The sequence below is a fragment of the Flavobacterium xizangense genome (genome assembly GCF_054075145.1).
Window position 1 is genome coordinate 1 of sequence record NZ_JBSIPG010000002.1, and the last position, 26,670, is coordinate 26,670.

The window sequence follows — 26,670 nt, forward strand, 5'->3', positions numbered from 1 at the left end:
GCTGGTGAACCCGCACAGATCGTGCTGTCCGAGGCTGTAATATCAGAATCAAGTCCCAAAGGATTTACCGTCACCACTACCGCCTTTCTGGTATTGATGGCATTCTCGCATACCCCGTCTCCGCTTACACTCACATAATAAGTCGTTGTTGATGCCGGAATTACAGTATAAGTATCTCCAGTGCTTAAAACGGTTGTTGTAGTCTGGTCGGCGTACCATCTGAAGACCGGAGTGGTGACTGTAGTGGATGAAGCCGTCAGGGTAGCTGGTGAACCCGCACAGATCGTAGCGTCCAAGGCTGTAATATCAGAATCAAGTCCCAAAGGATTTACCGTCACCACTACCGCTTTTCTGGTATTGATGGCATTCTCGCAGACCCCATCACCGCTCACGCTCACATAATAAGTCGTTGTTGATGCCGGAGTTACAGTATAAGTATCTCCCGTGCTGAGCACCGTTGTGGTCGTCTGGTCGGCGTACCATCTGAAGACCGGAGTGGTGACTGTAGCAGATGAAGCCGTCAGCGTGGCTGGTGAACCCGCACAGATCGTAGCGTCCAAGGCTGTAATATCAGAATCAAGTCCCAAAGGATTTACCGTCACCACTACCGCTTTTCTGGTATTGATGGCATTCTCGCAGACCCCATCACCGCTCACGCTCACATAATAAGTCGTTGTTGATGCCGGAATTACAGTATAAGTATCTCCAGTGCTTAAAACGGTTGTTGTAGTCTGGTCGGCGTACCATCTTAAGACCGGAGTGGTGACTGTAGCAGATGAAGCCGTCAGGGTAGCTGGTGAACCCGCACAGATCGTAGCGTCCAAGGCTGTAATATCAGAATCAAGTCCCAAAGGATTTACCGTCACCACTACCGCTTTTCTGGTATTGATGGCATTCTCGCACACAGCATCCCCGCTCACGCTCACATAATAAGTCGTTGTTGATGCCGGAGTTACAGTATAAATATCTCCCGTGCTGAGCACCGTTGTGGTCGTCTGGTCGGCGTACCATCTGAAGACCGGAGTGGTGACTGTAGCAGATGAAGCCGTCAGCGTGGCTGGTGAACCCGCACAGATCGTAGCGTCCAAGGCTGTAATATCAGAATCAAGTCCCAAAGGATTTACCGTCACCACTACCGCCTTTCTGGTATTGATGGCATTCTCGCAAACGGAATCCCCGCTCACGCTCACATAATAAGTCGTTGTTGTTGCAGGAGTTACAGTATAAGTATCTCCAGTGCTGAGCACCGTTGTGGTCGTCTGGTCGGCGTACCATCTGAAGACCGGAGTGGTGACTGTAGTGGATGAAGCCGTCAGCGTGGCTGGTGAACCCGCACAGATCGTGCTGTCCGAGGCTGTAATATCAGAATCAATTCCCAAAGGATTTACCGTCACCACTACCGCCTTTCTGGTATTGACGGCATTCTCACAGACCCCGTCACCGCTCACGCTCACATAATACGTAGTGGTTGTTGCAGGCATCGGACTGTAGGTAGCTCCAGTGCTGAGCACCGTTGCGGTGGTCTGGTCGGCGTACCATCTGAAGACCGGAGTGGTGACTGTAGCAGATGAAGCCGTCAGCGTGGCTGGTGAACCCGCACAGATCGTAGCGTCCGGGGCTGTAATATCAGAATCAAGTCCCAAAGGATTTACCGTCACCACTACCGCTTTTCTGGTATTGATGGCGTTTTCACAAACGGAATCCCCGCTAACGCTGACATAATAAGTCGTTGTTGATGCCGGAGTTACAGTATAAGTATCTCCCGTGCTGAGCACCGTTGCGGTCGTCTGGTCGGCGTACCATCTGAAGACCGGAGTGGTGACTGTAGCAGATGAAGCCGTAAGCGTGGCTGGTGAACCCGCACAGATCGCAGCGTCCGAGGCTGTAATATCAGAATCAAGTCCCAAAGGATTTACCGTCACCACTACCGCCTTTCTGGTATTGATAGCATTCTCGCAGACCCCATCACCGCTCACGCTCACATAATACGTAGTGGTATTTGCCGGCGTCGGACTGTAGGTAGCTCCAGTGCTTAAAACGGTTGTTGTGGTCTGGTCGGCGTACCATCTGAAGACCGGAGTGGTGACTGTAGCAGATGAAGCCGTCAGCGTGGCTGGTGAACCCGCACAGATCGTGCTGTCCGAGGCTGTAATATCAGAATCAAGTCCCAAAGGATTTACCGTCACCACTACCGCCTTTCTGGTATTGATGGCGTTTTCACAAACGGAATCCCCGCTTACGCTGACATAATAAGTCGTTGTTGATGCCGGAGTTACAGTATAAGTATCTCCAGTGCTGAGCACCGTTGCGGTCGTCTGGTCGGCGTACCATCTGAAGACCGGAGTGGTGACTGTAGCAGATGAAGCCGTAAGCGTGGCTGGTGAACCCGCACAGATCGCAGCGTCCGAGGCTGTAATATCAGAATCAAGTCCCAAAGGATTTACCGTCACCACTACCGCTTTTCTGGTATTGATGGCATTCTCGCAAACCCCGTCTCCGCTTACACTCACATAATAAGTGGTCGTTGATGTCGGAGAAGGACCATAGATTTCTCCTATTGAAAGTGGCGTCAAAGATGTTTGATTCGCATACCAAATGAACTCAGGATTAATAAGAGATGATGATGCGGTTAAAACTGCAATCTCACCCGAACAAATAGTCTGATCAGCCACAATTATATCTGCGTCCGTCGCTAATGGATTGATTGTCACTGTCACCGCCTTTCTGGAATTTTGAGCATTTTCACAAACTCCATCCCCGCTCACACTCACATAATAAGTCGTAGTTGAACCTGGTGAGGGACTGAAAGTTGCTCCATTATGAAGTATAGTTGTTGTCGTCTGGTCAACATACCATCTGAATACTGGAGTAGTCACTGTAGTCGATGAAGCTGTCAAAACAACTACATCATTTGGACAAGCTGTGATATCTGTAGCTACTATATCGGTAACTGTTGCTAAGCCGTTAACTGTAACTGTCACAGCTTTTCTTGTATTAATAGCATTCTCACAAACTCCTGTACCAGCAACACTTACATAATACGTAGTAGTAGACACTGGTGAAACATTATATGTGGCTCCAGTACTCAATACTGTTGAAGTAGTTTGATCAGCATACCATCTGAAGACCGGTGAAGCAATACGTGAAGAAGCGGTCAAAGAAGCAGTAGAGCCTCCACAAATTTCTTGATTATCGGCAGCTATATCAGATGATGTAGCCAATGAATTTACTGTTACTACAACTGCTTTTCTGGTATTAATACTATTTTCGCAGACACCGTCTCCACTTATACTGACATAATACGTAGTGGTATTTGCCGGCGTCGGACTGTAGGTAGCTCCAGTGCTGAGCACCGTTGCGGTCGTCTGATCGGCGTACCATCTAAATATAGGAGTAGTGACACTGGAAGATGAAGCTGTCAAAAAAGCCGCAGAACCAGCGCAAATTGCTAAATCACTAGCCGTTATATCTGAAGCCAATCCCAAAGTATTTACCGTTACAGTTATCGCTTTTCTCGTATTCGGATCATTTTCACAAATAGCATCTCCTTTCACACTCACATAATAAGTTGCTGTTGAAACGGGTTGTACATTATACGTTGGTCCAGTACTAAGTACACTTGTAGTGGTTTGATCAGCATACCACGTAAATACAGGATTGGTTACTGAAGAACTTACCGTCAAGGAAGCTGTACCTCCTGGGCATATTTCAGTATTATTTCCTGTAATATCTGCAGCTGAGGCAGGCGGATTTACATTTACTGTTACTGTCCTTGTTGTAAAAGCAGAAGGACAGCCGCTGACACTATTTACAGTATAGGTAATTGTAGCGGTTCCAGTTGAGTTACCCGTAATTACACCATTTGCATCTACAGAAGCTATTGTTGCATTGTCAACAGTCCAGTCTCCACCAGAATCTCCATTTGTAGTAAACGTTGTTGTTTCTCCTATACAAACATTTTGATTTCCTGATAAAGTACCGGGATTTACTTGAATAATATTAACCGCATAAGTTGAAGGTATAACGGTACAGGTGCCAGTCTGTATAATGGTGTATTTTATATTTACAGTACCTCTCGCAACTCCCGTCACTAGTCCGCTTGCATCTACCGTTGCAATAGTAATATCTTCACTTTCCCATAGCCCTCCAGGGGTACCGCTCGAAATTAATGCAGAAGTACCACCAACGCAAATATCTTGGTTTCCTGATATAGTACCCGATTCTGCAGCATCTTCGACAGTAACGGTTCTTGTTGCGAAGACATTTGTGCATCCGCCCGTTCCAGTTATTGTATAACTTATTGTTGTAGTGCCAGCTAATAATCCCGTAATTATTCCACTGCTGTCTACAGAAGCAATTGTAGGGTCAAGACTAGACCATGTCCCCCCTGCATCACCATCTGAACTAAAAGTGGTCGTTGTTCCCTGGCAAATATTTTGCGTTCCTGACAAATTTCCTGCATTTGGTGGCGCAGTTATGGTCAAAGTTACAGGAGTCCGCACTGCTGTGACACATGTACCATTATTTCCTTGTGCATAATAAGTAATAGTACCAACAGCACTAAGAGTTGGAGAAGCTACGATATTGCCCCCCGTAGCGGCATCATACCAAACAACAGACTGACCAGCGGGAACACTGGCGGTTGCTGTTAGTGTAGTTGGAAAACACCCCTGAGATGATACGGTTGTATCTACTGGAATACTTGCGGCGGTTAATGTAATTAACGCATTGTTAGATATATTCCCATCTGCATCTCTTCCATTATAAGCAATTGGCGTTGGACTTATTACACTGCTCGATTCTGGTTCAAAAGTTACTTGTCCAGATGTATTGATTTTCCATATTCCATCTCCTGGAATAGTCATTTGTATTATATCGCCAAAAACATCTACAACAACATTTGTTGCTGTGCCGGGATTCACTAATCCTGTTGTAAGTGGGACAATAACTTCTCCTGTAGTGTCATTAGAGAGTACATTAATCAGACCAGAAGGTGAACCAACATTAAAACAGGCAAAATCAGGCGTTGCAGCTGGAAGCCCAATAGCATAATCTTCGACTTCACCATCCATAAAAGCACCGCCAGAATCAGCAGTCGTTATAACTTCTGTGGTTACTCGCACCCTAAGATATGTTTTTGCATGTCCGGATGTATTGGTTAAAGTAACATTATTCCATGTAAGGTTTACGCTTCCTGACAATGTTCCTGCCGGCGTTGTTGCGGTAGTTCCTTCCTCTGGCTGAAATATGCCATCGTTATTCCAATCAATCCATGCCGCAAAATTTGCTGGAAGCCCAGTATTATTGTGATAACTAGTAGCTACGGTATAACTGCTGATTAATTGTCCGTTGTTTGTCAATGGAGGAATTGTCTGAATTCCATCATCATCAATGGAAGCGTCTGCCAATACAGATGGCGAACCATCGGGTTCTGTATAATTATTATCCCCTAATATTAGTGTTCCCACAACGCCATGAGAAGGCCCACCTGAGGCAAGCAATGTTTTGTAACTATCTGGTGCATCTCCAAAATCTGAACTTATTGTAATTACTATTGGACTTAAACCTGATGCCTGAACATTGGACTGCCCCGTAACACTCCAAATTCCTGTCATCAAAAAGAAATCCGTTACTTTGGTCGTCGTTGATGGTGGAGTAAATAACACCTGATGGTTTAGATCATCAGGTGTTCCAGATCCTCCATTAGTTGTTTGTCTTCTAATAGTCATATTATTAGGCAATGCAGCGGCAGCGGTAGCTCCAATTGAATTGCTTATTAAAGTCCTCCAGCTATGACCTGCTGCAGAGGTATTGATTGATTGATTGGTAAGTTGTGTTGTTGGTCCGCTAATAATGTAAGGAACATAAGTATTGCCATCGTAGCCAAAAAAAGCAACCCATTCAGCATTTCCATTGGGAGTGCCATGAACTCCATCAATGTCTAAAGCAAGAAAATTGATACTGGAGATAGGTCTGCTGAAATAAATTCTAAAACCAATGCTGGAGCTACAGTTATTCCCTACTCCATTATCAGCATTTTGAGTATTTGCCATTTGAATTTTAGTGAAATTTGAAGGAGTCCTATCTCCAACATAAGCCGGAAGCGTAACTCCGGTAAATAATCCGCCAATATCTGGTCCTGCTGTTCCTGAGCCCGCTGTACCTGTAGAATGTGTTGCGCCGCCTGTAGTTATTAGCTGTGCTTTTACAATAGTTCCATCAGGCATTCTTTTTCCGTTTGGCATTGAACTTAAAATATCAGCAATTGAAAAACTGTAATTCGTTTGAGCAGATACACTTGTTATTAAAAACACTGTAACAAATACTAATAAGATTTTAAATTTATTTTTCATTATCGATAAATTTTAATGTTCTATATTTTTTCTTTCAAATAAGCCTTAATCAGAATTATAAAGCAGTAATAATAAATTCGCTTCGTCTGTTGGCTTGATGTTCTTCTTCAGTACATTGAACTCCATCTGCGCATTTATTGACAAGCTGTGTCTCCCCGTATCCTTTTCCAGTTAATCGATTTGCAGCAATACCATTCTTAATGAGCCAATTAATTGTCGATTTTGCTCTTCTGTCAGATAAAGCTTCGTTGTATTGGTGTGTTGCTCTACTGTCTGTATGCGAACGAATATCAAGTTTCATCGCAGGATAGTCATTTAAAACAACCAATATTTTTTCTAAATCTATGGCTGCTTCCGCCCTAATATTAGATTTATCTAAATCAAAGTATATCATTTTTATACCAAAACATTTACCCAAATCATCACCAACAGTTACCCTGCATATGGATTTCTCTAATGCAATTGGCAAACTTGTTTTACCACTTGTTTTTTCAATCGTAACTGGTATTTCTTTTGTAGTATAGTCTGATTTTTCGGCTCTCACGTGATATGTTTTGCCACATTCTACAGAAAAAGAATAATTTCCTGAATTATCTGAGACCATAGTATTTACAACTACCATCTGATCGTCAAATAAAGTGACTTTAGTTCCAGGCAAAACGATTGCAGTTTCAGCATCGGTAATGACACCATAAAGTTCCTGAATACAATTAAGTCTTCTCGTTTCTAAGAAACTGTAGATATCATCAGAACCCTGGCCACCATCTTTATTTGAACTAAAATAACCTCTTCTGGATACTGGGTCAATGATGTAAGCAAAATCATCTTTAGGAGAATTAACATCAGCACCTACATTTTGGATATTGCTTATTTTGCCATTTGAATCAATATTGGCTGCAAATACATCCAAACCTCCCAGGCCGGGACGACCATCTGATGAAAAATAAATTTCATTTTCATTTGTTAGATAAGGGAATGTTTCTTTTCCTTCTGTATTGATTGTAGTGCCAAGATTTTCTGGTGGACCATAACCGCCATTTGGATTTATGCTTACTTTATACAAATCGGACTGCCCGATTGTGCCCGGCATATCAGAAGCAAAATAAAGTGTTTTTTCGTCAGGACTTAAAGCAGGATGAGCTGCACTGTAATTATTACTATTAAAAGGAAGTTCGGTGATATTTGACCATTTATTATTTTTATCTAATGTGGCTTTATAAATTTTGATAAAAGTACTTCTACTCTCATCTTTTCCCTTTTTTCCGTTGAGGTAATTATTTCTGGTAAAATAAACTGTTTTTCCATCACGTGTAAAAACCGGAGACGCTTCATGAAATTTTGTATTTATCGCAGATTTAAACTTATTAACTTTTGTCGTTTTTCCAGATTCCGGATTAATATCTGCATCATAAATATTAGTAAAATATTCGCCAGTCCATTTATGTTTACGCTGCGTAAAATTTCCAGTATCTCTAGCAGAAGCAAAATAGAGCTTGTTGTTATAAACAAATGATCCGTAGTCTGAATACTTGCTATTTACCCCTGCATCTTCAATTTTATATCGTCCAGAATTTGCTTTTATAACCTCTAAATAGTTTATATCTTCTTTATAAAGCTTGCCTCTGTTATCATTTTTTGATTGAAGATAAAAATCGTCCATAAGCTTATTTGCTTTGCTTACTTCGCCGATTGATTTTAACGATTGCGCATATCTGTAATAATACTCTTGTTCAACAGCTTTATTCATTGCAAACAGCTCACCGTACCATTTTGCTGCGCCTGAGAAATCTGAATTAAAATAATAGGAATTTCCTAGTTTTTTAAACATGTCCTCAGATTTATATCCTTTATTTGCTACTTTTTCGTATGTTTTTATCGCATCGACATAAGCATAATTATCATATTTTTTATCTCCGGAATTTACTTTGGCTTGCTGCGCATAACTGCCAAAAGAAAAAGTACTTACAACTGTAAGGAAAAGTAGTGTATAGTTTTTCATGATACTTTTTATTAGAAGAAACGAGGAGTTGTGATTTTGCCATTATTTATGAAGAATTCATAGCGCAGAAATATTTCGTGCGAACCAGAATTATAGTTTCTTAATTGGGTGGTTTCCTGATCGTAGCCGTAACCAACATATAATCCATCTGTGATTTGAAATCCTGCCAAAGCACTCACGGCGGCGTCCCAACGATAGGCAACGCCTAATGTCAGTTTTTCAAAGAATAAAAAGTTAGCAGATACATCGACCTGAAGTGGTGCTCCTTCAACCATTTTTGTCAACAGTGCTGGTTTAAATTTTATTTCTTGAGAAAAATTAAAAACGTAGCCGCCTATCAAGTAGTAATTTATTTTGTCTTTATAAATTGCTACATCATTGTCGTCATATCTGTTGGTTTGAATAAAGTTGGGGACAGACAATCCAATATAAGCTCGGTCTGAATGCCAATAAATTCCAGCTCCTACATTGGGAGATACATCGCTGTCTAAATTTTGAAATTGAGGATCACCTTGATTTTCAGGATTTAGTTTACTTGCATCAAGATTAAAGACGTCTACTGAACCTTTTATCCCGAAAGAAAGCTTCCAGGTTTCTGATGTAGGAATAGTATAGGACAAATCTACAGAAAACTCATTCTCATTTGTAGGCCCAATTTTATCGTTGACTAAAGATGCGCCAAGTCCAATATTGCTATTGTTTATTGGAGTATTTACAGAAATTGTATTTGTTTTTGGTGCACCATCTAACCCTACCCATTGATCGCGATGCAAAGCAAAAATACTCAGCACGCCGCGAGAACCGGCATAGGCAGGATTTATGTTTATTGTGTTATACATATATTGCGTAAACTGCGCATCCTGCTGTGCATAACTGCCGCAATATCCAAATAGAAATACGTAAAAAAGTAGTTTTTTCCTCATCTTTCAAATTTTAAAATTTAACATTAAGGCATGACGAATTAGTCATAAGAACTAAGGTTCTTCAACAAAATCAATAGAATACATGTTTGATTAGTCAAATCAGTTCCAATAGGTTTATTGGAATCTTACAGATTAGACTAAAGGGAAATGATAAAATTTTTAGGAGTATAATATTCGGTTTGGAAAATATAAAGTGAATCAACACTTTATCAAAAGGCTTAAATTGGTTTGGCTGATAAATAATTTTAAATTCTAATAAATACTTAAATGACTTAAAAAAAGTGGGGCCAAAAATTCATGACAAAATGAGTTTATCATGAATTGATTTATGATGGGGTAGGCAAAAAAATTTGAGGGCAGAAATTCAATTAATAATACACTCATTTTATTGATCAGATAAAATAAGGAAATCTAGTTCTCATATCATTTCTTTTACAATGAGTCTTGGTTAACAGTCTACTTAAAAAAAATCAAAGAAAATAATTTTAAAATCTCTAAAGATTCAAAATTTGAGTAGTTAATCCACTCGCTCAATCATACTATTATATAAAAATTTCTGGTTACGAAAATTCAAAAACTCCAATAATAGTATTAAACCTCTTACAAAACTAAATAATTAATATTGATTACCAATGTTTTACAATATGGTTTTTTTTTAAATTTTAACATAAAAAATACTATATTGATCATTTATCTCTTTTTTGCGAAGATGTACAGAAAATTAATCATACATATTTCGCTTTAATATTTCATCCCCTATTACTTTTATCAGGCATCAGTAAATATATGTGACCACGTATTTTAAATCATAAAAAAAGCTGCCTTTAATAGGCAGCTTTTGGTAGCATGGGTAAAAATTAAGAAATCTCAATCATCCTTATTGACTTTTGTCTGGCTTGCTCCAATTTAGGAATAGACAGCAGTAAAATTCCATTTTCGTAACGGGCACGAATTCCATCTTCGTCCACGACATTTTTAGGAAGCATAAAACTTCTCTGGAAAGATTGATAACTGAACTCTCTGCGCGTGTAATTTTCTTCCTCTTTATTTACTTGCTCTTGCTTAAATGAAGATATAAGCAGTTGTCCATTATCAAGGGTAACCTTGAAGTCTTCCTTGTTCATGCCGGGAGCCGCAACTTCTACTTCATAATTCTCGTCAGTTTCTTTAATATTTACCGACGGAAGTGTGGTACTTGTGGTTGAAAAATTGTTGTTTTCCCAATTGAAAAGATCGCGGCCAAAAACATCATCAAAAAACAAACGCTGGAAAGCCGGCACGCGGCCTCCGTTTCTTTTAATAAGATTCATAACAGTAATTTTTAAAATTGTTGTACAATAAATTTTTGAACTTGCACAAAGGTGTGCAACAGAAAAAAAACAAAAAATATGCCATCTCCTAATTCTGACAATTTATCATAATAAATAATGAAAAAATGTCATTTTAATCTATTAAGAATGCCTTTTTTTGACAGTACTTATTTTTAATGTTAAGAAAACATCACTGCTTTTGTTTTTTTTTATAATCCGAATTTAATAGTGTCAGGAAAAAATGTTACTTCACCCGTAGTAATGTCGTGCGATCCCCCAACAATTCCAATTTCACCATTTTCAATCATTTCTTTTAAAATTGGACTGCGTTCCATTATTGATTTTACGGTACGTTTAACATTGATGGCCGACACATTCTCTACAAAAGAAGCATTGCCTGAATTGCGGTTTTCTTTTGTCTGCGTTTCATCATCCACCGCTGGTCTTATTTTGGTCAGTAGTGCCGTCAGGTTACCCATTTCAACATGGTCACAAGCACCTTTTACTGCACCGCATTTTGTATGGCCTAATACAACAATAATTTTTGATCCAGCCACTTTACAGCCAAATTCCATACTGCCCAGGATGTCCTCGTTGATAATGTTTCCGGCGATACGCACACTGAAAATATCCCCAAGTCCCTGGTCAAAAATTAATTCCGCAGAAGTTCGGCTGTCTATACAGCTCAGAATTACAGCGAAGGGATGCTGTCCGTCTGAAGTTTCATTGGCCTGTTGCAAAAGATTACGGTTTATTTTTAGATTGCTTACAAATCTCTGGTTTCCTTCCTTTAAAAGTTCTAAAGCCTTAGAAGGAGTTATTGCGGCCTGCATTTCTTTGGTCAATGTTTTCATTTATGATTGGTTTTAAATGTGATTCTATTGCATGTCTCCGATCCAAATATAAGAATTTGTAATTTAAAAGTTAACCAGACAATTTACAGAATGATTTACACATATAAATCTCTGGGGCCTCTTAAACAATACTGTTGAGATATGTATATTCCCTTATTTTAGTCTTTGAGAGCAAGCGCGGTCTCATCAAATCTACAAATTGTCTCCAGTTTGTTCTTTCTCTTCTCCATCTCTGACTCAATGATAGGGGTAAAATTGTGACGAAACACAGCAAAATTTCTGTCATGAAAAACACGAAGTTGCCTAGAACTTTCTCACAGCCAAAAGGCGCCAATTGAAGGCAATTGACGTCTTTTTATCTTATTAACAAAGAAAGATTTTTCAATTTGAATAGTCTTTCCGACTAAAACATAAAACGGTAGGTCATTTTTATCAAAAAAGTATTAGTAGGTTTTCGTCCTAAAAGAAGAGAATCTAATTCTGTTACTAAATTTTCATTCGGATTTCCGTTTCCTGTTATTCCTTGTGACCACACTAAAAATAGTTCTGAACCGGGAATATATTCCCAACGCGCTACTAAATTAGACCGGAATTGTACAAAAGAAAAATCAGGATTCGAAATAGTATAATCGACTGTGTCATTTGTATCTTCATCTATTTCATACCTATTTTTAGTCTCATTAAATTCAATCTGATTTTGATTAAACAAGCTTATACGGTCACCATAATATTTCGCAACAGGATTTATTACTTTATTAAAATGGTTATACCGTCCTCTCGAAATAAAAGGTTGTCCATAATACTGAATAGTTAAATTCGGGTTTATATTATAGTCAAATCGAATGGAAGCACTTAATGTATTCTGAGTTAAATTGGCCGTAATATATCTTGCTTCTTTATTAAAATTAGTCTCAGTAATGTACTGCAATTTATTTTTATTTGAAGACAAAACCGGATTGATAGAAAGCATAAAAGAATTAACAGGCTGATAGATTAATCCGAGGTTAAGCTCTGAATATGAAAAAGAATTATCTTTCCCTTTGTTATCATATAGAGCAATACTATATCGCAATTTTTTCCTGCTGTCTGATGAAACACTAACTGATTTAAAAAAGTCTTCAGAATATCTAAATCTCGGGCCACCCTGCAAAATCGAATTAGAATAGTTTACAGGCTTATAAATAGCAGAAACTACAATATTCCAATTGTTTTTTAACATAGCATCAGACCCCAAAGTATATTGCATTTTATTATAATTTCCTTCAAAATCAAAGATTGAAAACTGCTCTAAACTGGTTGCTATTTTTCTAAATGCACCAAAGGGTTTTAAGGTCTCATAAGACAGAAAAGTGTATTGTTTAATTTCATCGGCTTGTCTTAAAAACCCAATATCGTTTAATTCCAATTCCGGCGATCTCCAAATTACAGATCCTTTATAACGCCAGTTTCCAATGCTTGCCTTTCCCATTTCAAATTTTCCTCCGGTTCCTGTCAGCGATGTTTTTTTGGGATCGACAGACAAATGTCCCGCATCTGTACGCTGAAACAAATGTGTCATGTTTCTTTGTGTGGCTGTTATTGCTTCTTCGCTCCCATTAACCTTGCTAATAACAAAATTTCCTTTAAAGTAATACTTCCTGTTTTTCCATTGATTCCTAAAATCAATTCCGGCTGTATAAGCAGATTTATGTAAAAATTGAAGATAATCAGTCTCCAAATTTCGATTGGTTCCTGTAAACATCACTCCAAAATAACTTTTTCTATTATTAAAATCTTTTTGAGCACGTCCAACGAAATAATTGGTTAAAGGTTCTACAATTACTTCTCTTCTCTCATTATTTTCCTGAATTTTTGCATACTCTTTATCCGTTACACTTTCGAGTATTCCAATTGACCAGCCATTTTTTGTTTTTCCACTAAATTTTGCTGCTCCCAAAATAGTTGTATTATTCGGGATTGTCATAAAAGCGCCATCAGGGATATTGGGTTGTCCGTTGGGATTTCTGCCAATTCTGCGGGAATAAAACAAATTATCCTGATCATCAGCAAAAGTGTAGTTGAAAATATTTTTATTCTCAACAAAAAAAGGTCGTCGCTCGTCATAAAAAACCTGAAAACCATCCAAAACGATTGCAGCAGGATCGGCTTCTACTTGTCCAAAATCAGGATTAATTGTTAGGTTCAGCGTTAAGTCATTGGTGATCCCTACTTTAGCATCCAAACCACCATTTAGTTTAAAGTCTTTTCCTGTTTTAAACGGATTTCCGTCTTCTTGAGGATATGTTTCTAATTTAGAAAGAACAAAAGGCTGGATTTCTATTTGTCTCTGGGGAGATAAACCAATTAAACCATGTAATTCTCCAAACTCACTTACCCAGCCAGGAGCATCAAGAGGAATTCGTTGCCAAACAGAGCGTTCTTCTGTTCTGAAATATCTTCGCGTAGATTGAAGGCCCCAAACTTGTTCAGGGGCATCGCTGAATTTTAGCTGACTTAATGGGATTTTGATTTCTGCAGTCCATCCTTCATCATCAATATTAGTTTTTAAATACCAAATCGGATTCCAGTTTCCTTCCCACGTTTTTCCATTGTCCGAAATAAATCCATCGCTTTTTACACCTGCTACAGAGGCCGCAAATGAAAAACTCGTAAGCTGATCATTATGGCTACTGATATTGATTTCGATCCAATCTCCTTCAAAACCATCACGTCTTGATAACCTTTTAACTATCCCTTTTGGGCCTTTATCATAACATCTAAAACCGAAATAAATAAACTCTTTATCATATACAATCTTAAATTTGGTTTGTTCGATAGGTTTCGTATTTTCGTTAGGGAGATTTTCAATGTAATCTCCCGTCCAATCAACAATATTCCAGCTTTCGTCTGTTAAATATCCATCAATGACTGGAGCAGTCAAATCTCCTAAGGATTTTGTGGTGTATATTTTCTTGTTGATTTTGTTTTTTTGCTGTCCAATACCTAATTGAAACATAAATAGTACTAAAAACAAAACTCTTTTTGAATAAATTATATTCCACATTTTTACAAAATTGATTTTCATCAGAAGGAAACCGAATTACTTATTTAATTCTAATACCCACATCCTCATAGCCGGAATTGTGGTCTTCTTTATTGAAAAGACTTCATCTGTCACTACATTTTTAGCCGAGCGAAACCCTTTTGTTCGTTCAGTATACTTTTCAAAATCAACTTCTTTTTCTGAGTTACTTGTATTCATAACACACATAATCGTTTGCCTTTCATCATATCTGAAATAAACATACAAGCCCTCTACTGGAATGTAATGCATCATTTTTCCTGTTGTTATTGCTGAAGCAGTTTTTCTGAAATTAGCTAGTTTTCGAACTAAATCCTGGGTTGATTTTTCGGCCTCTGTTAAACCTTTTCTTGTAAAGGCGTTTTTAGCATCTGTAGTCCATCCACCAGGAAAATCAGCGCGCACTAAACCATCTGGGGCTTTAAATCCTTTAACCAACACTTCTGAGCCATAATACAATTGTGGAATTCCACGACAAGTAAGCAACCATTGAAAACCCATTTTTTGTTTCTCTACATTTTCTCCAACAACTGAAAAGAAACGCGGCTCATCATGATTGTCTAAAAGCAATACTTTTTGCATTGGATTTTTACTTAAAAAATCACTGCTAAGTGTATAATATAATTTATTCACTCCCTCTGTCCATCCGAATGGCTGTGTGAGTGCGGGAATGATTCCGTAATATAAACTCTGGAAATCAACAACTGAAGGCAAATTGCTTTTGAAAGCAGTTTCCATATTATTTTGTTCAAAGTAGGCCTGATTAGCAACTCCATGTACCATAATTTCTCCAAAAATGGTCATTTTAGGAAATTCATTTAAAATGGCTGCATTGCATCGATTTGCAAAATTTAAATCATTGTAAGTATAGGTATCTAAACGAATACCATCAATACCAAAGGTCTCTATATGCCAAATACAATTTTGAATTAAAAAGTTAGCCATATAAGGATTATCCTGATTAATATCAGGCATGATTTTATCAAACCAGCCATCGCTCATTTTTTTCTGATCTGATTTTGCTACATAAGGATCAAACAGTGTTTGTTCTCGATAATTGGTTTGGGTATACTCTGGCCAGCGATGAACCCAGTCATTTTCTGGCGGATCTTGTTCAAGAAAATGATAAAGACCAAAATGGTTGTAAACAGCATCAAAAATAAGTTTCATACCACGCTGGTGTAATTGACTACTTAATTTTTTATAGACTTCATCTCCTCCATAACGTGCATCAATTTTATAATGATCTGTAATTGCATAGCCATGTTCTGTTCTATTTAGCATATCATTTTCCATTACTGGCGTGAACCATAAAGTGGTAATTCCCAATCCTTGCAAATAATCTAAATTGTTAATTACACCTTGCAAATCACCGCCATGACGATCATACATTTGACTCCTGTCTAAAGATTGATCTCTCATTCCTTTTACATGATCATTAGTTACGTCTCCATTACTAAAACGATCTACCATAATAAGATCAATAAAGTCAGCTGAATTTACACCTTGAGCATATAACGTTCCGTTACCCGATCTTCGCTTGTAGATTGGCCAGTTAATTTTTTGTTTTTTTCCTTGTTGATTAACTTCAATTGTAACATTGCCTGGAAGAGTTTCGGCAGAAATCTGTATATCTACTGTCAAATATTTTTTATTCGAAAATTGATGTGTTTTTATAATTCTAATGCCAGGATAATTTATAGTAACATTATCAGATGTGAAAGCATTTCCAGTACTGCGGATGAGTAACTGAATAGAATTTGTTTTCATTCCGACCCACCAATTTGTCGGATATACATCAATGTTTTTTGCATTCATCACAAAGGTTAAATGCATTAAAATCAAGTAAAAAAGTAATCTTTTATTCATCTTTGGCTTTTTTTAAATTAATATAACTAGCGAAAGATATTTTTCTTTATTAGCTTAAAAAAGCAACTTATTTAAACGACATGATTTGTATTGTAAACAGCAATTTTCAATTGAAACAAAAGCACTATTTTTACATTTAGACAAAACACAACCAAAATGAATGTACTAACCTACGATCCTGAAAATCGATCTCAGAAAATTAAACTTTATACTTTATATTGGCTGGGTTATATTTTACTGTTTAGTCTGATTCAGGGTTTGCCAGCCGGAGATTTCATAACGGCACTCCGCAACGAATGGTACAGTGTTTTGCCAAAAGTGTGCTTTGTAGCTATTATAGTCGAACTTTTAATGCCCCGCCTTTTATTCCGAAAAAGAACATTCGCTTTTTTTATTACCTACATCATTCTAATTCTGCTTTTTGCATTTCTGCAACGATTAATTGACAATTATATCATTCTGCGTTACTATTTAACCTTCTGGAAAATTGAACCTCTTTTATCAGCTCCGGTTTTTTTATATAATGTAAGTAAATTGCAATTTGTGGTTACAATTCCAATTGCATTTAAATTGTTTTATCATTTAGGAGAAGAAAAAAATAAGGTACAAATAATATTAGCAGAGAAACTACAAGCTGAATTGTCTTCTCTCAGAAATCAGTTTCATCCTCATTTTTTATTCAATGTCTTGAACAGTTTATATGCTAAGATCTTAAGCAAATCAAATGATTCTGCAGAGATTGTTCTTAAAATTTCAGATCTGCTTCGGTTTTCAATTTATGATGTAAATAATAAAAGTATCTCACTGCAAAACGAAATTGATTATCTCAAAAATTATATTGCATTGCAACAATTACGATTTGACAATCAGCTTCAATTGAGTTTTAGCGTTTATGGAACTATTGAAAATCATTCTATTGAACCTTTTTTGGTACTGCCGTTTATTGAAAATAGCTATAAATATTGTTTAGACGAAAATAATCAGGGCTGGATTACTATTTCTATTACCGTAACTGATGATTGGTTTACAGTTAAAATTGAAAATAGTCTGCCTGAAAAACTTAATGCTTTAACAGAAAACTGCAATAGTGGAATTGGGATTGCAAATGTGAAAAGAAGATTAGAATTACTCTATCCGGAAAAACATATCTTAACTATTAAAAATGAAACTACTAGCTTTTTTGTTTCCTTAAAATTAAAAATAAAAGATGGCAATTGTTAACTGTATTATAATTGAAGATGAGCTACCAGCATCTATTTTGTTAGAACTTCATATTTCTAAAATTGATTTTTTGGATCTAAAGGGCAAATTTACCAGTGTTACAAGTGCTCAAAATATTTTGAAAACCCAAAAAATTGATCTTATTTTTCTGGATATTAACCTTCCTGGAAAGTCAGGAATAGAATTTGCCCGAAATGTACTTCCTGAAATCGCAATAATTTTCACGACAGCTTACTCTGAATATGCTGTTGAAGGATTTGATTTAGAGGCTATTGATTATATTTTAAAACCTATTTCTTTCGAACGTTTTACTAAAGCTATAAACAAATACAGTAAAATTAGGGAATTAAATGAAATCGTATTGTATTCAAAAAAAACAGAGACCGAAAATCCTTTTATTTTTGTAAAATGTGAAAGGAAAATGATAAAACTCTTTTTAGAAGAAATAGACTATTTTGAATCTCAAGGTAATTATTTACTAATCTATACTGCAACTGACTGCTACAAAACTTATCAATCTATTACAGAAATGGAAGATAAATTACCTGAAGGTCTGTTTTTCAGAATTCATCGTTCTTTTTTAGTGGCTTTAAATAAAATAACAAGTTACAATACAAACAATATCAATATCAAAAACAAACAGTTACCTATAGGAAGGTTTTATCATACATCTGTATGTCATATCCTGAATTCGTTTATAAAATAAGTTTTTTGTAATATTTTACAAAAATCAATGATACATCTATACAAAGCAATAGGTCATAAAGACCTGCAGTACATTTATGCTCCGTTGTCTGTCATCTATCGTTATAAAGGCGACTTTAATAAATGTATTTCTTATGGATTAAAGGCTATTAAAAGCATGGAAGCTGAAAATGATTCAACCCTAGCTTTTTTTCTGTCAAATCTTTCTTTTCTCTTACTCTGGTACTATCTTTTCCGAGTTCCGATAGCATTACACTCTATTGCTCTTGCAATTTACTATCACACTTTAAATCCTCTTTTCTGTTCGCCAAAGCATTACCTTTTTTTTCTTTCTTCATTTTAAAGACAGTTTACAAATCTAATTTATCCAGTCGATAAGATACTTGTAATCAAAGGCTACTCCTCAATCAACATTAGATACAGTGTAATTTGATCCTAACTAAAAGTACTAATACCTTTAAAATTTATTCAAAATATTTGTGATGCCGTTATTGCCGAATCTTATTAAGGAAAACATAAGATAAAATTTATTTTAACAAATCAACAACAATCGATATTCCCCTTCATTTTCTATAGGTGCCCTATGAATACAAGGCAATACTTGTTGTTTTGGATGATCTACAGCCAGTCGCCAAAGATGTCCTTGCCCTAAATTAATAGGTTCTGCATCTGCATGTGTGTGATAATGCAAATCAAAATAATTCTCCTTCAAAAAGTCTTCGAACTCTTCCTCTGGTCCATCATACAGCTCTTTTAATTTAGCTCGGATTTCTGGAATTAGAATCTTTTGCTCTGCCTGGGAATTAGAAATAATTTCACTTGCCGCTCCGTGATAGGTGCATAAAAAAGTATCAGTTGCAATAGGCGAACGATCAACATGAAACGAATACACATCAGTCGATATGAAATCAAATTCATCGTCACGTTCATAACACTTCAGTAAATTAAGAGATGGAGAAGCTCCGAAATCAGCTAATAATTGCAAGTCCTTTAAGATTATTTGCCTTGCTCTATTCCCCTTTTCCGACAATTGGAGGACCATTAAGTCTTCAGGAGAAACTTCAGTTATATTATATTTTAAAGACAACTTGGCTACAATCTCATTAAAATCGCCATCCAAATTTCTGTGCCAGCATAATGCATTCATTTCTCCTTGGAAATTGGTATGTACCAGCTCAGAGAAAGTATATACCATTCTTATTTGGCTGTTGTCAGAAAATGTATTGCTCATAGTATTATATAAGAAGCTTTACTTCATACATTACAAAATTATATAATAGCAGTTAGTTGCGAAATATTTATCGCTATAAACTTTTGGAGCCAAAATATTTTTATTAGTTATCGTTAAAATTTTCCATAGTAATTAAATAACTGTGTCTTTTTGTTTTGGATCATAAAGCATTGCAGTACACAAGCAGTTTTTTCTTTCCTTGCTCATCAATATCGGACAGTTCACGCAGGATTTACAATTCTCCCAAAACAGTTCATCTGATGGTAGTTCTGCAAAGGTAACCGGTTCAAAACCGAGTTCATGATTCATTTTCATTACTGCAAGACCAGAAGTTAAACTGAATATACTGGCATCAGGATACATTTCACGGCTCAGCTCAAAAATCTTTTGTTTAATTTTCTTGGCTAGTCCGGTATGTCTGAATTCTGGTGCTACAATAAGTCCCGAATTAGAAACAAACTTGCCTTCCTCCCAAGAAGAAATAAAAGAAAAACCTGCCCATCGCCCATCTGATGCAAAAGCAATTACAGCTTCCCCTTTTTTCATTTTTGTTTCAAGTAACTCTGGAGAACGACCAGAGATACCAGTTCCTCGTGTTATAGCAGACGAGAATGTAACGTCACAAATTTCCTTGATCCAGAAAGTATGTACGGATCTGGCTTTTTCGATGGTGAATTCAATTAATGCTTCCGTTTCTTCGGCGGCCGAGATAGTTTCTCTGCTGCGAAATGAATCGGAAAAAAAAATTTTGTTATTAGCAAGATGTATATTAGGATTAATTATGGGATCTATAATTTTCATAATTGTTAAAATATGGGGTGAGAAAATAAAAGTGAAAATTTCAAATAATTTGATTTTAAACTAATTGAGAAATAAGTAAAATAGCAATAAAAAAAACGATAGTGAACACCATTAAATTGATGAACCGATCTTTATTGCGCATTGATTTGTTCGATAAATATAATTTTGTAATCTCCTTGTTTCGTGTTTTAGTTGCCTTCATATTTTTTTTTAATTGATAATGTTTCCGATTAATTCTGCTATTATAGCAGTTGACGTAAACTATTCTAGTTTTAAAATTCAATACTTGAATATTGATTTGTTCAAATAGTTAAATTAATTTATCGGATAAAAACAAACGGCATACCAAAACAAACAAAACAAAAACAACAAATTAAATATCAATACATTATAAAAAAAAAGAGCTTTTTTTATTTAAAAAAAGCTATCAAAATGATAGGATTACCTATTCAAAATGAAAGGCATTTTTCTAAAAAAACAGAAAAGAAGTGCTAATTTATAAAGGATCGTAAACTAAAAACAACATAAAAAAAGCTTCTAATTAAAGAAGCTTTATAAAATATATAAGATTAAAAATTATCGTCAAGCTTTAGCTCCATTCTGGAAACTGAGTTCGATTTAAATCAAGCTTTTCAATCGCGCTCATATCTGCGTGATCGAGTTTGAAGTCAAATATATCTAGATTTTCTAGGATGTGTGCTTTTTGCGAAGATCTTGGAATAGCAACAATACCGCGCTGGTTATGCCATCTTAAACTCACTTGTGCAGTAGTCTTGCCGTGTTTCTTGGCAATCTGGGTTAATACTTCATTTGTAAAAAGTCCGTTACGACCTTCTGCAAAAGGTGCCCATGCCTCCATTTGAATGTTATGCTTTTTCAGCACATTATAATCATTAGATTGTTGAAAATAAGCGTGTGTTTCAATCTGATTCACGGCAGGTTTTACCTGAGCATAAGACAAAAGATCTGCCAGTTGCGCAGGGTCGAAATTGCTTATCCCAATAGCTTTTATTTTTCCTGCTTTGTAAAGCTCTTCCATTGCCTTCCAAGATCCTTTTACATCTCCTCTTGGACGGTGTATTAGGTATAAATCAAGATATTCAAGCCCTAGTTTTCTTAACGTCTCTTCAAAACCTTTTTTAGCATTTTCATAACCCGCATCATCAACCCACAGTTTTGAGGTTACAAAAAGTTGTTTTCTGTCAATTCCACTTTGCTTTATTCCTCTACCTACCGCTTCTTCATTTCCATACACTTTTGCAGTATCAAGAAGACGATAGCCTGCTGATATAGCTTCTGCAACAGATCGTTGACAAACTTCTCCACTTAGTCCGTAAGTTCCAAATCCTAGTATAGGCATTTTTAATCCATTATTCAGTTTAATATCTGGAATACCTCCATGATCTTTCTCCATTACGACATTTCCGAACAATTCGGGCATGCCAAACATGCCTAAATAAATTCCGGCAGCCGCAAATTTCATACTATTTTGTAAAAATCTGCGTCGGTTTATTTCATTTTTTTGGTTATTAGAATTCATTTTTTTGGTTTATTAGTCAATTCATATCAGTAAATAAAAATATGTATTATATTTTAAATAAAACACTTATTTTTCTCTCTACTGATTAATTGCTTAGAATATATTAAGAAAGAATTAGTTAATACTTACTGCAAAAAACTAAATCTGTCTCAATTAAGAATTATATTGTAGAGGTCACAAAAAAAACGCTAAACTTTTGGTTTAGCGTTTTTTTCTTGTTTTTTACTCTATTGTTGAGACAGCTCTGTTTCTGTATGAAGTGCACAAACCCAATTGTTATCTTTTTTAACCCAGGTAGAAGTACACACACATTTCATTGGCGAATTTTCTTTATCATCTGCTATTTCTAATTCTATTAAATATCCAATTATCGTGGTAATTTCGCTAACTGACTTTTCTTCCACATCAGAAATATTCACTACTTTTATTTTACCACTATCAACAGACTCAAACATCTTTTTAAACATAGATTCGTCTACACTTTGTAACCCAGTTTTACCGGCTATCATGCAAGGAAACAGCGTAAGTTTTTTTACTGTTTCATAATCATGATTTTCCATTGCTTGCCAATATTTTTTTTCAAGTTCAATAATTTGCGTTTCCATAATCATCCTTTTAATAATAATCAAACAATTTACAAAAAAACTGACAAAAAATATTATTTATGTTCAAATTCTCTTCGATTGTAGAAAGTGTCATCATCGCTATAGTAAACTGAGTCTGGATCATTTTCAGGATAATAGGAATTCATTACTTTTCTTTCATATTCTCTGTCAAAATTATTTTGCCTGTTATATCTGTTTGTATTTCTGAATGTATCATATCCTATGCTGTTCGCCATAACAATTTTTGTGTCTTTATTTATGCTTACAGATCCAATCGGTATTATAATATGGTTGTCTCCGTCCTTATAAATAAACTCTCTTCCATTATCATTTGCTATAACGTCATGTACTTCATTTTGGTTGTCTTCTATTAGTTTTTGGTCAACTTTCACATCCAAATAAACAACCCGCTTCATATCCTTATTCACCCAGAGATTATCAATTTTACCAATGGTGCGGTTATCAGCATCTACAATTTTCCATCCTCTTACATCAGCATAATTTGATGCAATTTTATAATCAGATAGTTCGTCTAATCTATATAGGTTTCTGTTTTTATTTTCCATAATTTCTAATTTTAATTGTATATTTTTTGCCAGATTTAACTTTGGTGTTTCCTAGCCATTGTGCTCTATTGTGCACTTTTAGTGTTTTCAATTTCTACACTGTTTTCATTGTGAACGGTATGGTCACAAAAATAGATGTAGTATATAATCCCTGCGATTACTAACAGCACAGCAACCCATGGCCATACCGGTTTTTTCTTCTCAATTTTAATTTCTGCCATAACTCTATTTTTTTGATTTTATAATAGTTTTAATACTCTACTAAAGTTACAAAGGAGAGAAAAATAAGACGTATTTAATTTCATCTTGATGTTACAAAATTCCCAGTAGATTAATTTGGAAGATTATTATGTTTTTTATATTTTAATTCAAAATTTTAACAAGTTTTTATTTATAAAAATAATCAATTTGAGTGCAAAACCTGTACACTGGATTTTTGTGTACGTAAAACCGTACTTTATTACCCCTTCTCATAACAATAATTAATCAACTTTACACTATCAGTTGAAAACATAATAACAAGTACAATCTTAATATTAAAAAATACAACTATATATATTTCAATACATTGAATAAATATGCGAAAAAAAAGCTGTATTGATTGTATATTAAATGATACGATTATTAAGAATGGAAAGAATGTATTTCGGTGTCATATATTGTAATTACTATCTATTATTTACTAACCATAAATTATTTACTAACCTTTAACCCTTAAAAAATGAAAAAAATCCTAAAATTAACAAGTTTACTATTTATTACAGCATTAATATGTGCTTCCTGCGAAAAGGAACAAAATCTAAATGTGGCTGAATCTGCTATTAAAGATGAGCTGAAAATCGTCAACAATTCTGTTACCGCTAAAGCCGCGGCAGAAAACGTTGCCGCACTAGCAGGTGGTGGCGCCGGAGCCAGAACAATTACATTGGCAACAAATACATTATCTTGCCCTGGTGGTTTATGTACATCGTACGGTGTTTGGTCAACGGGCGTTTACACTGTTTGGTTCCAAATGAAATTTAATTCTGGTTTTTATTGGAGCCGAGGCGGAAAATGCGGATACGGAATCTTAATTGGTGACCAGAATACAGGTGGCGATCCAGGATGGGATGGAAATGGCGGTAGCGCAAGATTTATGTGGTATTGTCCAAATGGTTCAAATACTGCTAAAGGAAGCGGTGCTTACTTGCAACCTTACGTTTATTATCGAGATCAGCCTGGACAATTTGGTAATGATTTTGGAAAAAAGTATTACATCCAGGAAGGTGTGACATACAACTGTCAGATATCTGTTAAATTAAATACAGGTTCAAATACCGACGGATATGTAAAATATTATGTAAATGGTACAGAAATCCTAAATGAGAAAATTCGTTGGGTGACTAATGATGCCAAGCGTAATGTCAATGCAGTAAGTTTGCATACTTTCCGTGGCGGAAGTCAGGAATATTGGAAAGCTCCGGTAACAAGTTCTATTTATTATCCAAGTGCATCTTGGGATGCACAATAGTAATTAATTACTTTTAAACAATAACTTTTTAGTAAATAAAACAGCCGCCCACAAAGGCGGCTTGTTTTTAAAACTGATAAAACGAATTAATCTAATTATTTCTGATCAACAAAAACGTACAACTTTTGTATTTTCCCGTTTTCAATTACAAACAAATCCATTCCGCTTACAACTGCTGGTTTTACTTTTGAACCAAACTGCCAATACAATCGCACTATATTGTGATTTGTTTCTACTGATTTTGAAGTAAATCTAAAATCAGGATTTTTATTCTGAAGCTCCACAATAAATTTGCTGATTTCCTCTGTTCCTTCAGCAATAAAATGATGGTCTACCATTTCTACGTTCGATGCGTAAACTTCATTTAATAAAGTTTTACGCTTTGTTTCGTCTTTTTCATTCCATATTTTAAGATGATTTTCAACTATAGCTGTATTCTTTTTGGCATCAAAATCATCTGCAGAAACTTTTCTAACCACATTATTCTTTGGGGACCATAATACCGTTTTTGGATGTGATTTTTCGTATCCTTTTCCATTCGGATAAGAAACCAATTCCATTTTAGAACCCCACGGCGTTTCAAAATAAACCCAAGATTCTCCGGCTGTATCACCAGATGGCGTTGTAAAAGGCTCCCCTAATATTTTTACACCTTTACTTTTTAAATGTTGTACAGCAGTATTAATATCATTCACATAAAATGCAATATGTGATGCTCCAATATCATCGGTATTGGGATGATTGATACTTCCTTTATTTTCGGCATATTCAAATACTTCTATGCTGGCTCCATTTCCTGCATTTATCATTTTAATGGTAACAGCCCCCGTGTTAGGATTGATGTTATTTAATTTCTTCCAATCAGCGTCAAGCGGAATTGGTCCTAATTGTGTTACTGGTTTAAAACCAAGTACATCATCAAAAAATGTAACGGCTTTATTGAGATCCGGAACATTAATTCCGACATGATCTATTCCTACTATACCTATACTATTCTGAGCTATTGTTTTTTCTGAAGCTGAAAAAAGTATTAATACATTCAACATTGCTGCAGCTGAAGTCTGCACTTTTCCATTTGATTTTTTATGATTTGTTTTCATTTTTATAAAACTGTTTGAATAAATTATTTGATGTTTAAAAATTAATTAGTGTAAGCTGCTAGCCATTTTGCTTTAATATTGGCACGGGCTTCAATAAATTCTTTGTCAGTTCCCTGAGCAATGGCATCAAGTGGAAAACGAAGTGGTCGCTCCCCTTTTTTCATACTTACCAATTCTAAAATACCATCAGCAATAGTTTGCGGATTCATATCGAACTGAGCCATTTTACCAAATAATGCTGTACCTAATGCGTTGAATTTTTCTGTTGCAGCTTCTCCATACTCTGCTATAATTTCAGCTTTGTCGGCATGAATACCTGCTTTAGAACCGTTATTCATTTCGGTTGGATAAACGCCTGGCTGAATGCTTACATTTTCAATTCCGTAAGCTGCAAGTTCATCTTGTAATCCTTCTGTAAAACTTTCAACCACTAATTTTGATGCGATATACGGAATCATAAAAGGAAGTGTATGTCCGCTTGCTCCGGTTGTAATGTTGATGACAAGTCCGTTTTTCTCTTTTCTCATAGAAGGAAGCACTGCCTGATACATACGAAGTACGCTGTATACATTCACATCGAACATTTTACGAACCTGATCAATAGAATAACCTTCAAGCAAACCAAAACCACTTACTGCCGCGTTATTGATAAGAACATCAATTTTTCCGTATTTAATTAGGATTTTTTCGACAGCTTCACGAACCGATGTATCATCTGTAATATCAATATCGACTACTTCAATGTTTTCTATTGCTTCGAGTTCTTTTGCCGGAGCAGCGTTTTTATCTTTTGTGTTGCGCATTCCTGCAATAACTGAATGACCAGCATTTGCTAAAGTTATTGCTGTAAGTTTTCCAAAGCCTGTACTTGTTCCTGTAATAAAAATTGTTTTTGACATGATTTCTAATATTTAAATGTTTATAATGTTTGTTTCTTTTGAACATTACAAAGTTGCGTTTAATGCAAAACCTGCACATTGATTAGAAATAAGTAAAAACTTGATTTAGATCAAGAGTTTGGA

At 35.9% G+C, this 26,670-nt stretch carries 18 protein-coding genes; 3 read left to right on the forward strand and 15 right to left on the reverse strand.

The features are described from left to right. The 7 genes from ACWA1B_RS05540 to ACWA1B_RS05570 all read right to left on the reverse strand — a co-directional run. Positions 1-6,353 (reverse strand): Ig-like domain-containing protein (locus ACWA1B_RS05540; protein WP_456904874.1); only part of this gene is annotated, 6,353 nt, incomplete at its 3' end. Between the two features lie 55 nt (positions 6,354-6,408). After that, positions 6,409-8,352 (reverse strand): OmpA family protein, encoded by a 1,944-nt coding sequence (locus ACWA1B_RS05545; protein WP_456904876.1) that lies wholly within the window; start codon positions 8,350-8,352, stop codon positions 6,409-6,411. A gap of 11 nt (positions 8,353-8,363) precedes the next feature. Further along, the gene (locus ACWA1B_RS05550; RefSeq protein ID WP_456904878.1) at positions 8,364-9,275 is read right to left on the reverse strand and encodes a PorP/SprF family type IX secretion system membrane protein; all 912 of its coding nucleotides are present in this window, start codon (positions 9,273-9,275) and stop codon (positions 8,364-8,366) included. An 857-nt stretch (positions 9,276-10,132) separates the two neighbouring features. Continuing rightward, a complete protein-coding gene (locus tag ACWA1B_RS05555) occupies positions 10,133-10,585 on the reverse strand; it encodes an Hsp20/alpha crystallin family protein (RefSeq protein ID WP_456904880.1) in 453 nt (150 codons plus the stop codon). 209 nt (positions 10,586-10,794) lie between these two features. After that, the gene (locus ACWA1B_RS05560) at positions 10,795-11,439 is read right to left on the reverse strand and encodes a carbonic anhydrase family protein (RefSeq protein ID WP_456904882.1); all 645 of its coding nucleotides are present in this window, start codon (positions 11,437-11,439) and stop codon (positions 10,795-10,797) included. 403 nt (positions 11,440-11,842) lie between these two features. After that, positions 11,843-14,482 (reverse strand): DUF5916 domain-containing protein, encoded by a 2,640-nt coding sequence (locus tag ACWA1B_RS05565; RefSeq protein ID WP_456904884.1) that lies wholly within the window; start codon positions 14,480-14,482, stop codon positions 11,843-11,845. A 36-nt stretch (positions 14,483-14,518) separates the two neighbouring features. Then, positions 14,519-16,369 (reverse strand): alpha-amylase family glycosyl hydrolase, encoded by a 1,851-nt coding sequence (locus tag ACWA1B_RS05570; RefSeq protein WP_456904886.1) that lies wholly within the window; start codon positions 16,367-16,369, stop codon positions 14,519-14,521. A gap of 156 nt (positions 16,370-16,525) precedes the next feature. On the opposite strand from ACWA1B_RS05570, the gene ACWA1B_RS05575 reads away from it, so the two are divergent. Together ACWA1B_RS05575 and ACWA1B_RS05580 are read left to right on the forward strand one after the other, a co-directional pair. Beyond that, positions 16,526-17,590, forward strand: a complete 1,065-nt coding sequence (locus tag ACWA1B_RS05575) for a sensor histidine kinase (protein WP_456904888.1) — start codon at positions 16,526-16,528, stop codon at positions 17,588-17,590. Then, on the forward strand, positions 17,577-18,296 hold the full coding sequence (locus ACWA1B_RS05580) for a LytR/AlgR family response regulator transcription factor (RefSeq protein WP_456904890.1): 720 nt from the start codon (positions 17,577-17,579) through the stop codon (positions 18,294-18,296). The genes ACWA1B_RS05575 and ACWA1B_RS05580 overlap by 14 nt, the downstream gene beginning before the upstream one ends. Positions 18,297-18,827: 531 nt before the next feature. Here the strand turns inward: ACWA1B_RS05580 and ACWA1B_RS05585 are convergent. The 6 genes from ACWA1B_RS05585 to ACWA1B_RS05610 all read right to left on the reverse strand — a co-directional run bounded on the left by ACWA1B_RS05585 (position 18,828) and on the right by ACWA1B_RS05610 (position 23,259). After that, positions 18,828-19,526, reverse strand: a complete 699-nt coding sequence (locus ACWA1B_RS05585; RefSeq protein WP_456904892.1) for a DUF1826 domain-containing protein — start codon at positions 19,524-19,526, stop codon at positions 18,828-18,830. A 132-nt stretch (positions 19,527-19,658) separates the two neighbouring features. Further along, the gene (locus ACWA1B_RS05590) at positions 19,659-20,327 is read right to left on the reverse strand and encodes a GNAT family N-acetyltransferase (protein ID WP_456904894.1); all 669 of its coding nucleotides are present in this window, start codon (positions 20,325-20,327) and stop codon (positions 19,659-19,661) included. A 589-nt stretch (positions 20,328-20,916) separates the two neighbouring features. Next, on the reverse strand, positions 20,917-21,867 hold the full coding sequence (locus ACWA1B_RS05595; protein ID WP_456904896.1) for an aldo/keto reductase: 951 nt from the start codon (positions 21,865-21,867) through the stop codon (positions 20,917-20,919). A gap of 227 nt (positions 21,868-22,094) precedes the next feature. Then, positions 22,095-22,472: a nuclear transport factor 2 family protein gene (locus ACWA1B_RS05600; protein WP_456904898.1), complete on the reverse strand. Its 378-nt coding sequence runs from the start codon at positions 22,470-22,472 to the stop codon at positions 22,095-22,097. A 53-nt stretch (positions 22,473-22,525) separates the two neighbouring features. Continuing rightward, positions 22,526-23,038 (reverse strand): PRC-barrel domain-containing protein, encoded by a 513-nt coding sequence (locus ACWA1B_RS05605; protein WP_456904900.1) that lies wholly within the window; start codon positions 23,036-23,038, stop codon positions 22,526-22,528. A 65-nt stretch (positions 23,039-23,103) separates the two neighbouring features. Next, the gene (locus tag ACWA1B_RS05610) at positions 23,104-23,259 is read right to left on the reverse strand and encodes a hypothetical protein (RefSeq protein ID WP_456904902.1); all 156 of its coding nucleotides are present in this window, start codon (positions 23,257-23,259) and stop codon (positions 23,104-23,106) included. 500 nt (positions 23,260-23,759) lie between these two features. Here ACWA1B_RS05610 and ACWA1B_RS05615 point away from each other — a divergent pair, with 500 nt between their 5' ends. Beyond that, positions 23,760-24,548: a polysaccharide lyase gene (locus ACWA1B_RS05615; protein WP_456904904.1), complete on the forward strand. Its 789-nt coding sequence runs from the start codon at positions 23,760-23,762 to the stop codon at positions 24,546-24,548. A 95-nt stretch (positions 24,549-24,643) separates the two neighbouring features. Here the strand turns inward: ACWA1B_RS05615 and ACWA1B_RS05620 are convergent, their stop codons facing one another. Both ACWA1B_RS05620 and ACWA1B_RS05625 read right to left on the reverse strand, forming a co-directional pair. After that, entirely contained in the window at positions 24,644-25,648 is a 1,005-nt protein-coding gene (locus ACWA1B_RS05620; protein ID WP_456904906.1) for a VOC family protein, read from the reverse strand. Between the two features lie 41 nt (positions 25,649-25,689). Further along, on the reverse strand, positions 25,690-26,547 hold the full coding sequence (locus ACWA1B_RS05625) for an SDR family oxidoreductase (RefSeq protein WP_456904908.1): 858 nt from the start codon (positions 26,545-26,547) through the stop codon (positions 25,690-25,692). Positions 26,548-26,670 lie beyond the last annotated feature (123 nt).